This is a genomic window from Streptomyces sp. NPDC086835 (assembly GCF_044745705.1).
Lineage (GTDB): Bacteria > Actinomycetota > Actinomycetes > Streptomycetales > Streptomycetaceae > Streptomyces.
In genome coordinates this window covers 426,258-438,806 of record NZ_JBIVAU010000003.1, presented here as the reverse complement: position 1 = coordinate 438,806, position 12,549 = coordinate 426,258, and the positions used below count along the sequence as shown (strand labels likewise).

Below are 12,549 nucleotides of genomic sequence, written 5' to 3'. Positions count from 1 at the left end.
CGCAAAGGACCGTAGATTAAGTTAGGCCAGCCTAACCTAAAGGGGAATCAGTGTGAGTACGACGATCTACCGGGACCCGTGGGGAATCCCGCATCTGCGGGCAGGGGACGCGCACGACCTCGCCTTCGCCCAGGGCCGCAACGCCGCCGTCGACCGGGCCTGGCAGATCGAGGTCGACCGGCACCGGTCGCAGGGCACCTCCGCCGCGTTCCTCGGCGAGGAAGCCCTCGCCTGGGACAGGTTCGCCCGCATGTCGCGCCTGGACGACACCGCACAGCGGTGCTTCGAAGCGCTCGACGAGGAGACGGCCGCATGGATCGGCCGCTACGTGGACGGCGTCAACGACGGCCTGGAGGCCGGTGCCGCACGCGACCCCCGCTTCGCGGAGGTGTCCCTCTCCCCCGGCCGCTGGCAGCCGTGGACACCGCTCGGCATCTGGCTGGCGACCCACATCCTGTTCGCCGGATTCCCCACCAAGCTGTGGCGCGAGGAGGTCGCCAGGGCGCTCGGCGACGAGTCGGTCGAGCTCTTCGCGACCGACGGGCCGGGCACCTCGGGGAGCAACGGGTGGCTCGTCGGGGGCGACCGCACCGCCACGGGCGCCGCGCTCATCGCCGGTGACCCGCACCGGTTCATCGAGGACCCGGGCATCTACCAGCAGATCCGGCTGGCCTGCCCCGAGTTCGACGTGGTCGGACTCGCCGTGCCCGGCGTCCCCGGCATCGCCCACTTCGGCCACACCGGCACCGTCGCCTGGGCCATCACCAACGCCATGGCCGACTACCAGGACCTCTACCGCGAGCGGCTCCGAAGACACGGGGACGCCGTCGAGGCGCTCGGCCCCGACGGCTGGCGGCCCGCGCACAGGCACACCGAGTCGATCGCGGTGGCGGGCGGCGATCCCGTCGAGATCGAGGTGATCGAGACGGAGCGCGGGCCGGTGATCATCACGACCGACGACGGTTCGGAGGCCGTCAGCCTGCGCTGCCCCGTACGCGCGGGAGCGGGCATCGGCTTCGGCGCGCTGCCGGCGCTGCTGCGGGCACGGACCGTCGACGACGTGGACCGTGCCGTCGAGCAGTGGGTGGAGCCGGTCAACGTCGTCCAGGCAGCCGACACCGGCGGCGGACTGCTGCACCGCGTGGCCGGCCGGGTACCGCGGCGCGACCGGGCCAACCGGCTGCGCGTGGTGCCCGCGTGGCAGTCCCGGTACGCCTGGCAGGACGCGTACGAGCCCACCCCCCGCGCGGATGTCGACGGCTTCGCCGTGATGGCGAACGCCCGGGGCCTGGCCGCTCCGCTCGGGATCGAATTCGCGCCCCCTCACCGAGCCGACCGCATCCGGCAGTTGCTGGGCGAGGCAGCGTCCTGGTCCGCCGGGGACATGCCGCGCATCCACATGGACACTCACCTGGCGTCCGCCGCCCCGCTGCTGGACCTGCTCGCCCGGCTGGAGGGGCTCGGTCCAAAAGCCGCCGCGCTGCGCGACCGGCTGGCCCGCTGGGACCGCCGTATGGACGCCGGCAGCACCGACGCGGCGGTGTACGCGGCGCTGCGCTCCGCGGTGGTGCTCAAGCTGTCGGCGAGCCCCGCGCTGGCCGGCCTGGCCGAACTCCCCCGCCTTCCCGAGGTGTTCCTTCCCTGGCTGGCCCTGGTGCCCCGCGTCGCGTTCGCGCTCGAGCGGCTGCTGTCCCCCGGTGCGCTTCCCGGTCTCGACGCGGAAGCGGCGGTGCGGGAGGCCGTGGAGGAGGTGGCGGCGGGCGCGCGGTCCGGCGTCTGGGGGGACACGCACCGGCTCGCCCCCTGGCAGGCGCTGCCCGCGTCGGCGCCCGAGGAGTGGCCCGCGGTGTCGGGCGACCACGACTGCGTGCTGTCGACGGCGAGCGTGCCCGGCATCACCGACCGCAGCGCCCGGGGCCCGGCCGCCCGCTACGTGTGGGACCTGGCGCAGCGCGAGAACAGCCTGTGGGTGGTTCCGTTCGGCGCTTCCGGAGTGCCCGGGCACGTCCACCGGCGCGACCAGCTGCCGCTGTGGCTGGCCGGCGAACTCGTCCCCGTGATCACCGACTGGGACAGCCTTACCGAGGAGAGAGATGACCACTGAGACCACCGCGCACCGCCGAGCGGCCGTGTACGAGCACCCCGCCGACGGGTTCGGGACGGTGCGGCTCGTGCCGGTGGAGCCCGCCGCCGACGCCCCGCTGATCCACGGATGGGTCAGCGAGGAACGCGCGCGGTTCTGGGGCATGCTGGGGCAGAGCTGTGAACAGGTGCGGGAGACCTACGAGTTCGTCGACTCCCTCACCACGCACCACGCGCTCCTCGCCGTGCTGGACGAGGAGCCGGTCGCGCTGTTCCAGACGTACGACCCGGACGCCGACCCGGTGGGCGAGTGCTACGACGTGCGGCCCGGGGACTTCGGCCTGCATCTGCTGATCGCGCCTCCGCGGGAGGGCACACGCCCCGGTTTCACGGGCGTGCTCATCGGGGCCCTCATGGCCTATGCGTTCAGCGACCCGGCCCATCTGCGGCTCGTGGTCGAACCGGACGCGCGCAACGAGAAGGCCATCGGTCGGATGGTCCGGTCCGGGTTCGTGCTCGGGCCGGAGATCGACAAGCCGGAGAAGCGGGCCCGGCTGGCCTTCCTCGAGCGTGAGTCCTTCGAACGGGGCCTCGCGGCCCGGTGAGGTACGAGCGGCGGCCGCTCCTTGGGGACCCGGCCGCCGCTCCGCCTCAGGCCGCCATGTCGAGGAAATCGGCGACGATCGCGGCGAACTCGTCCGGCGTGGCGATCCGGGTGCCGAGCTGCTCGGCCTTGTCCCTCTTGGATCCGGCGTTCTCCCCGGCGACGAGGAGCGAGGTCCGCTTGGACACACTGGAGGAGGACTTACCACCGGCGCGCTCGATGAGCTCGTTCATCTGGTTGCGGCTCAGCTTCTCCAGGGCGCCGGTCATCGCCCCGGTGACGACGACGGTCATGCCGGAGAGCGGGCCTGCGCCGGCAGCGGTCCCCGCCCCGGTGTCCTCCGCGTGCTCTTCGACGCCGGTCCCCTCCCCCGCCCTCGCGGCGGGCGGCGTCGCACCCGGTTCGGTCATGTTGACGCCCGCGGCCACGAGCCGGTCGATCAGCGGGGCCAGCTCCTCGAGTTCGGCCACGACCGTCCTCGCCTTCTCCACGCCGATGCCGTCGACCTGCTGCAGGGCCTCGGCGTCGGCGGCGCGTATGTGCTCCATGGCCGCGAAGTGCCGGGCGATCCTGCGGGACATGGAACGGCCGGTGCCCCGAACGCCGAGGGCACAGAACACCCTTGAGAGCGGCCGGGTCCTCGCCGTGTCGATGGCGGCGAGCAGGTTGTCGGTGCTCGTCTCTCCCATGCGCTCCAGAGCGAGCAGCTGCTCCCGGGTGAGAGTGAACAGGTCGGCCAGGTCGCGGACCAGTCCGGCGTCGACGAACTGGACGACACGGGTGACGCCGAGCCCTTCGATGTCGAGCTGGTCGCGCCCGGCCGCGTAGGAGACGGAGGCGACGACGTGGCAGTCGCGGCCGCGCACACAGCGCCAGCGCTGCTCGGAGGTGTCGATGTCCGAGCCGCACTGGGGGCAGACCTCGGGGAAGACGACGGGCTGCTCCGCGCCGGTCCGCAGATGGGCCACCGGCGCCTCGACGCGCGGGATGATGTCCCCGGCCTTGTAGACCATCACCTTGTCGCCGGTGCGCAGATCGCGGCGGGTGATGTCGGCGGGGTTGTGAAGTGTCGCGTAGGTGACGGTGGAGCCGTCGATCTCCACCGGCTCGAGCACGGCGCGCGGGGCGATGATCCCGGTGCGGCCCACGTTCCACTCGACGCCGAGCAGGGTGGTGACCTTCTCCACGGCGGGCAGCTTGTACGCGACGGCCCAGCGGGGCGCCCGGGAGCCACAGCCGGCCGCGGCCTGGTCCGCCGCGCTGTCCGCCTTGATGACGATCCCGTCTATCCCGAACGGCAGGTCGGGGCGTGCGGCGGCGATCTCGTCGATGCGGGCCTGGATCGCCTCGGTCGTGGTCAGGACGCGGGGGGCGACGGGGGTGCTGTCGGCGGTGTGCACGCCGAGGCCCGCGACGTAGCGCATGATGCGGCTGTGCGCCCATTCGCCGAGCCGGCCGGTGAGCTCCGCGCCGGACGTGGGCAGCGCCAGTGCCCCGTACCCGAAGAAGGTCATCTCCACCGTGTACGCGCGGTCCTTGGCCCGCAGGGTGCCCGCCGCGCCGTTGCGGGGATTGGCGAACGGGGCACCGCCGTGCTCGACGCGGACGGTGTTCGCCTGTTCGAACTGTTCCTCCGTCATGAGGACTTCACCGCGTATCTCGAGCGTGACGGGCTCGGCGAGCGTGCGCGGCAGGCCGACGATCGTGCCGATCGCGTGCGACACGTCCTCGCCCGCGGTGCCGTCCCCACGGGTGATCAGCCTGGTCAGATGTCCCCGTTCGTAGCGTGCGGCGACGGCGAGGCCGTCAAGCTTCGGTTCGACGCTCCACTCCTCGACGGGGCGGCCCGTGCGTCTCTCCACGGAAGCGGTCCAGGCGACGAGTTGCTGCGCGGAGAAGACGTTGTCCAGGGACAGCATGGGAACGGTGTGGGGGACGTCGCCGGCCATCACCGCCCCGCCCGCGACCTTCCCGGTCGGGGAGGCGGGTGACGTCTCGTCAGGATGTTCCTGCTCGTATGCGGCGATCCCGCGCACCAGCCGGTCGTACGCGTCGTCGTCGAGGGTGCTCTCGCCGGTCTCGTAGTATGCGGCGGAGGCACGGGTCGCGGTCTCGACCGCCGCGGCGTAGGCGGCGGCGTCGGCGAGAACGATGGCAGGCGCGACGGAAACGGCAGGTGAAGTCGTCATGGCGCTATCCTGCCGCCCACCACTGACAACCCCCCGGCGCCAGGTCGCCGGCCGCCCGCCGGTCTGCCTGCTCCGGGGTTTCCACGCTGCCGGTCACGGCGACGCGCCGGCCGCCGGGCGGACACCGTGCCCGGACCCGGACGCCTATGGCATATGACAAAGGCACCACCGGATCGAGTGTTGCCAAATGGCTTACGGCCGCCTCCTCGCTGTGCAACCCTCGTATTCGGTCCCTGTTCCAGACCCTGGCCGTGGCCGCGCCTGTATCGGAGTACGACATGCCGTCCCATGTGTTCGCGGACCGTCCCGCCGAGCCGCCCGAGCGTGGAACCGTAGACGCGCTGATCAGCAGGACGCGCAGACTTCGCGGAGACGTCGACGCCGTTCGCCCGGACGGTGCCGTGACGGAGGACGATCCGCGCGGGCGCTGGCAGCGCGCCCTGTGTGACCTGGCGCTCCATCACCTCGACGATCTCGGCGCCCACTTGGACCAGCTGAAGCAAGGGTTGCCCCCCGAGGCCGCTGACTCCTTCGCGGACGATCTCACCGAGTACGAGGCGGACAGCGCGGCCGCCGGCGGCTCGCTGCTGAGCCGGGTCGGCAGCGCCGAGTGGAATCTCCTCACCGACGAGGTGAGCTGGTCCGAAGAGCTGTACCGGATCCTTGGACGCGACCCTCGCAACGGCCCGATGTCGCTGGACGAAATGCCCTCGGTCGTCTTTGCCGAGGACCAGCCCATGCTGACGGCGATGGTGACGGACTGTCTGGTGGACGGGCGCCCCATCGACGGCGAGTTCCGTCTGGTGCGTCCCGACGGCCGGGTTCGCACGGTGCACATGATGGGTGAGCCGGTCCTCGACGCCGACGGCTCCACCGCCTCGATGTGGGCCGTGCTGCGGGATGTCAGCGAACTGCGCCGCAGCCAGCGGGCCGTGCGCGAGACCCGCGACTGGGTGCAGCGGCAGCGGCACATGGAGCAGACCGAGCGCCGGCTCGCGGCCGAGATGCAGGAAGCGGTGCTTCCCGCGCGCAGCGGCCCGCTCCGGACCCCGCAGGACGGCCCGGGCGCCCTGGACGTCGCGGCCCACCACCTCCCCTCCCCGGTCGGCGCGCCCATCGGCCGCGACTGGTACGACACCCTCCGACTCCCCGACGGCAGCACCCTGTTGAGCGTGGGCGACCTGACGGGTCACGGAGTGGGCACCACCTCCGCCATGGCGATGCTGCTGGGCGGGCTGCGCGGCATGGCGGTGGCGGGCATCCGGCCAGGACCGCTCATGACGCACCTCAACCAACTGCTCGACACGTCCTCGCAGCCCACCCTGGGCAGCGCCGTGTGCTGCACCTACACCCCGGGGACCAGGACGCTCTCGTGGGCGCAGGCCGGCCACCCGTCCCCCCTGCTGTTCCGCGAGGGGACAGGGACGGGTGAGGCCTTGACGGCACCGGACGGCGTGCTGCTCGGCGCGACGAGCGGAGCGGTGTACGAGCAGGCCGAAGTGACCCTCCGGCCGGGCGATGTGCTGGTGCTGCACACCGACGCGCTGACCCGCACGGGCACGGCGACCGAGCTCGGTGCGGACCGGCTGACGGCACTGGCAGCGCGGTTCGCCCGGGCCACGAACGCCCAGGAATGCGTCCGCGCGGTCGTGGAGGAGCTCGGTGAGCAGGAACGAGAAGGGGACGCCTGCGTGATGGTGGCGAGGGTCACCGCCTGACCGCACCGCTGCACGGGCCGGTCGACGGCCCGAGCGGCCGGCCACCACAGGGACGGAAGTCCGCCGCTGACGCCGGCTCCTGGCGATCCTCGCCAGGCGTCGGCTTCCCTTGGGCCTCGCTCCGGTACCAGATCCCCTTGCCGGTACTAGATCCCCTTGGGCTTCGGCTTCGCCGACACGCTGCCCGGCATCGCGATCTCGATCTCCTCGCGAAGGTCCTCGATCTTCGCGTAGCCGGCGTACTGGCCGGTCAGCCGGTACATCTCCCGGAGCCGGTCCCATGTCCGGTGCGAGGAGGTCTCCCCCATCGACACCAGCGCCAGCCTCGCGTAACGGTCCGCCTGCTCGGGGTCGTCGGCGATGAAGCACGCGGAAGCCAGCGAGATGTAGTCGAAGATCTTCGAGCGCTGCCGGCCGCCCTCGCGCAGTTGCAGAGCCTGCTTCGCGTGGCTCTGCGCGACGGCCGCGGCCGACGGGTCGTGGTCGGCCAGCGTGCGGTACGCAAGCGCCTGCATGCCGTGCAGATCGGCCTCGTCGAACATCTGCATCCAACTCGGCGGCGGCACATCGCCCTTGTCGGAGACGAACAGCTCCTCCGCCTCGCCCAGGGTGCGGCGCATGGCCTGCCCCTGGCCCATGGACGCCTGCGCCCACGCCTCGATGGTGTGCAGCATCGCGCGGGTGCGGGGCAGCGTCTGCTCTCCCGAGCCCGACTTGGCGAGCTTCATCAGGTCGAGCGCGTCGTCCGGACGGCCCAGATGGACCATCTGGCGCGCCGCCCTGGACAGGGCCTCTCCGGCGCGTGGCCGGTCACCGCCCTCGCGGGCCGCGTGGGCCGCGATGACGAAGTACTTCTGGGCGGTGGGTTCGAGGCCGACGTCGTGGGACATCCAGCCCGCCAGTACCGCGAGGTTGGCCGCGACGCCCCACAGGCGGCGCTGCAGATGGTCGGGGTGGCGGTAGGCGAGCATGCCGCCGACCTCGTTGAGCTGTCCCACCACTGCCTTGCGCTGAAGGCCGCCGCCACGGGCGGCGTCCCACGCGCGGAACACCTCTACGGAACGCTCGAGCGCCTCGATCTCCTGCGACCCGATGGGGGCGGCCTCGTAACGGTCGTACCCGGCGGGGTCGGCGTGCAGGACATCGGAGGTGCGTGCGGCGTCCTGGGAGATCGCCGGATCGGTCTTGAGCCAGTCGTGCATGGCGCTGCTGAGTGCTGAGCCCGCGGCAAGCGCCGCGCCCGCGCCCACCAGGCCGCGTCGGTTGAGCATGAGGTCCATTCCCGTGAATTCGGTGAGGACCGCCGCCGTACGGTCGGGCGCCCAGGGCAGACCGTCAGGGTTCTCTGTTCCCTTGACGTCCCGCCGCTTACCCGCTCGCCCGCTCCGTGCGAACCCGAGGTCCTCGATGGTCACGACACGACCGAGTCGCTCGGTGAACAGAGCTGCCAGCACCTTGGGCACGGGATCGCGCGGGGTCTCCCCCAGGTCGATCCAACGCCGGACCCGCGAGGTGTCGGTCGCCAGCTGCGGATGGCCCATGGCCGCCGCCTGCCGGTTCACCAGCCTTGCCAGCTCGCCCTTCGACCAGCCGGCCAGGCCGAACAGGTCGCACAGGCGGGTGTTGGGTTCTCTGCTCACGTCAAGCCCCCAGGTTCTCGGCTGAGTTGACAGTAACGCGCTGTCATGGGGCAGGCGACTATTCGCCAGGGTTCGCCAGGGTTCGCCAGATGGTGTGCCACCCGCGATGCGGTGTCAGGTAGGAAAGCGCCACCTCGCCCCGTCTGCCGGGGCACATTCCCCAGGGTGTTGCTCCTGGCATATGGGGCGGGGCGCGCACGCAACTGTCGGCACACGAAGGGATCTGTCTCCCATGTACACAGCATCGTCCTCCGTGTCCGCTCCGCCCCGGCTGCAGCAGCGCAACGCGTTCCCCGCCGGCGCCGGTCCGTATCTCGACCGCGCCGACCCCGGCCGGACACGCAGGACGGCCGGTGCGACGGGCCGGCCGCCCCTCAGCGGGAGAATCGACCTGTCCGGCCCTCAGGGCGCGCAGCTGCGCAAGGCTGTCGCGTCGGTGCACCGGATCTGCCCCGAGTTCAATCCCGTGCAGGTGCTCCGCCGCAGCGGACGGTCCGTACTGATCGTCGGAACGACGGGGCGCACGACGGCGGTCGCCAAGTGCTTACTGGACCACTCGCCGGCGTGGGCCGAGCGGCTCCGGCACGAAATAGCTTCGTACCGCGCCTTCGTGCGGCACCGCCCACCGGTGCGGGTCCCGCGGCTCATCGCCGCGGACCCCGAGAACTGCACCCTGGTGATCGAGCGGATGCCCGGAAGGGCCGCGGCGCTGACCCGGCATCCGGTGGAGGCCCCTCCGCGCGGGGATCTGCGCGCCGTGCTGGGGGCGGTCGTGCGGCTCAACAGCTGGCGTCCGCCGGCCGGGATGTTCGACGCCCCGCTGGACTACGGCTCGCGGATCTCGCGCTACCACGAGCTGGGGCTGTTCACCGACCGTGACCTCGGAGACCTGCAGAAGCTGCTGCACGGTCTGGCGCAGGCCGGCGGCCGGCACGGGATGGGGCAGTTCTGTCACGGCGACGCGCTGCTCTCCAACATCCTGCTGTCGCCCACCGGTCCGGTACTGGTCGACTGGGAGCACGCCGGCTGGTACCTGCCCGGCTACGACCTGGCGACGTTGTGGGCGGTGCTGGGAGATGCCCCGGCGGCGCGCCGGCAGATCAGCCAGCTCGCCCAGCAGGCGGGCACGGCGGCCCGGGACGCGTTCCTGGTCAATCTGATGCTGGTGCTGACCCGGGAGATCCGTACCTACGAGACCGCCGTGCAGCGCACGATGCGGGAGGCGCCGCCGGTGGTGGGCGGCCAGGCGCAGGCCGGCGGTCCTACGGCCGGTGAGGAACAGCGGCTGCTGCTGAGGCGGCTGCACGATGACTGCGCAATGGCCCGCAGGGCCGTGCGCGCGGCGGTCGGCACCCGCTGACCGGCCGCAACCGAGCGGCAGGTTCGTTCGATCCGCCGCCACAGAGGGGGAAGCGCGCTGCGCGTCCGGTGCCGACACTCCGGGCGCGCAGCGCACTGTGCTTCTCCCGCTCGTCCTGCGCCGGCGGACACGGTCGCAGCACCGTCGTCGTCCTGCTCGCCTGACCGGGCGCTGCCACGCATCACCGCTCGGGTGACGCCGCCAAGGAGAAGGAGTGCCCGGCCGGGTCGGAGAAGACGCGTTCCTCGCGAGGCCCCCGCCGATTGTTGGTGTCGACCGGCCGGGCCCCCAGGCCGATCGCCTCCCGCTCCGCCTCGTCCAGGTCGTCGCGGGCGACCAGGATGCGCAGGTGCGACTGCTGGGAGTCCTCCGGTCGCGGCCAGCTGGGCGGCGCGTAGCCGTGGTCGCGGCGCATCGCCAGGTGCACTCCACCGTGGCCGACGACCTCCACGAAGTCGGGGTCGCTGCCGACGCGTACCTCCGCGCCGAACAATCCTGCGTAGAACTCCGCCAGTTCCATCGGTTCGGCGGCGTCGAGGACGAGAACGCTGGTCTTCTGGGTGGTCATGCACAGCGGCTACCCCGTGCCACGTCCGCCATACGGAGCGCCCAGGCAATGGGAAACGGTCCGTCGCCCGGCGGCCATTGGTCCACTCCACTGACGCGCCGCAGGCCGGGGGACCGTCGCCGCGAAACTCCGCGACACGCCCTCTGACGTGCAAATACCGGGCCGCGAGGCACGATTGACGGATCGTCCGTGAGCCGATACCCATGGGGCGTGTCCCGCCCCTCGGGGCCCGTTCGCGCGTCACCCGTCACTGGAGGCCGCATTGCCAGGATCAGCTCCCGCACGTCCGAGAAGTGCCCGTCGTCGTGCGCTGACGGCAGGTGGCGCGGTGGCGTGCGCCGCCCTGCTGCTGCCGCTGCTGTCGGCCGGTCCGTCCGCGACCGCCGAACGCGCTCCCGCGGACTCGATGCAGGGAACGTTCGCCGCCGCGGCCGCCGAGTACGGGGTGCCGGAGAGCGTGCTGCTCGGCGTCTCGTACCTCCAGTCCCGCTGGGACGCGCACGGCGGCGCGGCGAGTGTCACCGGCGGCTACGGTCCGATGCACCTGACGGACGCGAGGACCGCGATCGCCGAGGCGCCCCACCACTCGCACGGTGCCGAGGACGCCCGCGGTGACGACGCCCGCCCCGCCCGTTCGGTCGTCGAGGCGGCCCTGCCCGATCCCGGCGAACTGCCGCCGCGGCTGCGGACGCTGGAGCGCGCGGCCGAGGTGTCGGGCATCGGCGCGGACGAGCTGCGTGACAGTGCCGCGGCCAATGTGCGGGGCGGGGCGGCCCTGCTCGCGCAGGCCCAGCGGGAGCTGGGCGCGCCCGCGAGTGCGGATCCCGAGGACTGGTACGGCGCCGTGGCGCGGTATTCCGGCGCGGACGACGTGGCGACGGCGACGACGTACGCCGACGACGTCTTCGACGTCATCCGCACGGGCCAGTCCCGCACGACGGACAGCGGTCAGCGGGTGGAGCTCGAGCCGGACCCGGCCGTGTCACCGGACCGGACGCAGGTGCACCGGCTCGGACTGCGCACCGCCGACGCGGGCCGCACGGAATGCCCGCCGACGGTGGCGTGCGAGTGGATCCCGGCCCCGTACGAGGAGTTCGGCGACGGCGACTACGGCAACCACGACCAGGCCGAGCGGCCGGCGTCCCAGTCGGTGGACTACATCGTCGTCCATGACACGGAGGCGTCCTGGGACACCACCCTGAAGCTGGTGCAGAACCCTCAGTACGTGTCGTGGCAGTACTCGCTGCGTTCGTCCGACGGGCACATCGCTCAGCACGTGCCTCTCGAGGACGTCGCCTGGCACGCCGGGAACTGGTTCGTCAACGCCAAGTCGGTGGGTCTGGAGCACGAGGGTTTCCTGGTGTCCCCCGACGCCTGGTACACGGAGGCGATGTACCGCACGTCGGCGCGCCTGGTGCGGTACCTGGCCAAGCGGTACGACATTCCGCTGGACCGGCAGCACATCCTGGGTCACGACAACGTCCCGGGCACGACGACGGCGACGATCCGCGGGATGCACACCGACCCCGGGCCGTACTGGGACTGGGCGCACTACTTCAAGCTGCTCGGCAGGCCGTTCACACCGTCCGCCGGGCCGGACAGTTCCGTGGTCACGATCCGTCCCGAGTACACCCGGCACCAGCCGCTGTACACCGGCTGCACGAAGGCCGGGGAGGCGTGCGCGCCGCACGGCTCCGGTGCCGTGCGGCTGCACACGGCGCCGAGCGAGAGCGCCCCGCTGGTCAAGGACATCGGTCTGCGCCCGGGCGGGCAGGACTCGACGACCGGTGTGAACGACACGGGGGCGCGCGCCTCGACGGGTCAGCAGTACGCGGTGGCAGAGCGCCGGGGCGACTGGACGGCGATCTGGTACCTCGGGCAGAAGGCATGGTTCCACAATCCGCGGTCCCAGCCGGTGGCGGTCGGTGCCCGGGAGCAGGTGCTGACACCGAAGGACGGTCTCGCCGAAGTGCCGGTGTACGGCAGGGCGTACCCCGAGGCGTCCGCCTATCCGCCGGGGGTTCCGGTGCAGGCGGTCTCGCCGCTGCCGTACAAGCTGCTCGCGGGCCAGAGGTACGTGGTCGGTGACCGGGTCCCCGGGGAGTACCTGTACGCGACGACGTTCGACACGGCGGGCCACAAGGTGGTCCGGGGCGAAGAGATGTACTACGAGATCCAGTTCGGGCACCGGGTCGCCTTTGTGAAGGCGTCGGACGTGCGGGTGCTGGGCTGAGGCCCTTCGTCCGGGCCGCGACCGGTCCGGACGAAGGCTCTCGGCGGGGTGGTGCCACCGGTCGTGGGGTCCGGTGGCACCACCCCGCACACCGGGCCGCTTATGTGACTATTTGCCGGGGTGAGTGGGCCGTACGGGCGAGGGGTAGGCCTGGG

Annotated in this window: 8 protein-coding genes; 5 read left to right on the top strand and 3 right to left on the bottom strand. The window is 72.1% G+C overall.

The window, feature by feature from the left end; all coding sequences use genetic code 11:
- Window positions 1–52: 52 nt before the first annotated feature.
- Both ACIPJI_RS13470 and ACIPJI_RS13465 read left to right on the top strand, forming a co-directional pair.
- The gene (locus ACIPJI_RS13470; protein ID WP_402246229.1) at window positions 53–2,104 is read left to right on the top strand and encodes a penicillin acylase family protein; all 2,052 of its coding nucleotides are present in this window, start codon (window positions 53–55) and stop codon (window positions 2,102–2,104) included.
- Window positions 2,094–2,687: a GNAT family N-acetyltransferase gene (locus ACIPJI_RS13465; protein WP_402246227.1), complete on the top strand. Its 594-nt coding sequence runs from the start codon at window positions 2,094–2,096 to the stop codon at window positions 2,685–2,687. The genes ACIPJI_RS13470 and ACIPJI_RS13465 overlap by 11 nt, the downstream gene beginning before the upstream one ends.
- A gap of 46 nt (window positions 2,688–2,733) precedes the next feature.
- On the opposite strand, the gene ligA is transcribed toward ACIPJI_RS13465, so the two are convergent.
- The gene (ligA, locus tag ACIPJI_RS13460; protein WP_402246225.1) at window positions 2,734–4,875 is read right to left on the bottom strand and encodes an NAD-dependent DNA ligase LigA; all 2,142 of its coding nucleotides are present in this window, start codon (window positions 4,873–4,875) and stop codon (window positions 2,734–2,736) included.
- A gap of 278 nt (window positions 4,876–5,153) precedes the next feature.
- On the opposite strand from ligA, the gene ACIPJI_RS13455 reads away from it, so the two are divergent.
- Window positions 5,154–6,593: a SpoIIE family protein phosphatase gene (locus tag ACIPJI_RS13455; RefSeq protein WP_356621815.1), complete on the top strand. Its 1,440-nt coding sequence runs from the start codon at window positions 5,154–5,156 to the stop codon at window positions 6,591–6,593.
- Window positions 6,594–6,739: 146 nt separating this feature from the next.
- On the opposite strand, the gene ACIPJI_RS13450 is transcribed toward ACIPJI_RS13455, so the two are convergent.
- On the bottom strand, window positions 6,740–8,233 hold the full coding sequence (locus ACIPJI_RS13450) for a hypothetical protein (protein WP_402246222.1): 1,494 nt from the start codon (window positions 8,231–8,233) through the stop codon (window positions 6,740–6,742).
- 232 nt (window positions 8,234–8,465) lie between these two features.
- Here ACIPJI_RS13450 and ACIPJI_RS13445 point away from each other — a divergent pair, with 232 nt between their 5' ends.
- Complete coding sequence (locus ACIPJI_RS13445) at window positions 8,466–9,593, top strand: aminoglycoside phosphotransferase family protein (RefSeq protein WP_356621645.1); 1,128 nt, start codon at window positions 8,466–8,468, stop codon at window positions 9,591–9,593.
- A 181-nt stretch (window positions 9,594–9,774) separates the two neighbouring features.
- On the opposite strand, the gene ACIPJI_RS13440 is transcribed toward ACIPJI_RS13445, so the two are convergent.
- The gene (locus ACIPJI_RS13440; RefSeq protein ID WP_307704596.1) at window positions 9,775–10,161 is read right to left on the bottom strand and encodes a VOC family protein; all 387 of its coding nucleotides are present in this window, start codon (window positions 10,159–10,161) and stop codon (window positions 9,775–9,777) included.
- A gap of 310 nt (window positions 10,162–10,471) precedes the next feature.
- On the opposite strand from ACIPJI_RS13440, the gene ACIPJI_RS13435 reads away from it, so the two are divergent.
- Window positions 10,472–12,394 carry an N-acetylmuramoyl-L-alanine amidase gene (locus ACIPJI_RS13435; protein WP_356621816.1) on the top strand — a complete coding sequence of 641 codons (1,923 nt, stop codon included), beginning with the start codon at window positions 10,472–10,474 and terminating at the stop codon, window positions 12,392–12,394.
- The last annotated feature ends 155 nt before the right edge of the window (window positions 12,395–12,549 follow it).

Coding starts and splice junctions, on each gene's coding strand:
- ACIPJI_RS13455 (WP_356621815.1), top strand. CDS start 5,154: ATGCCGTCCCATGTGTTCGCGGACCGTCCCGCCGAGCCGCCCGAGCGT.
- ACIPJI_RS13440 (WP_307704596.1), bottom strand. CDS start 10,161: ATGACCACCCAGAAGACCAGCGTTCTCGTCCTCGACGCCGCCGAACCG.
- ACIPJI_RS13465 (WP_402246227.1), top strand. CDS start 2,094: ATGACCACTGAGACCACCGCGCACCGCCGAGCGGCCGTGTACGAGCAC.
- ACIPJI_RS13445 (WP_356621645.1), top strand. CDS start 8,466: ATGTACACAGCATCGTCCTCCGTGTCCGCTCCGCCCCGGCTGCAGCAG.
- ligA (WP_402246225.1), bottom strand. CDS start 4,875: ATGACGACTTCACCTGCCGTTTCCGTCGCGCCTGCCATCGTTCTCGCC.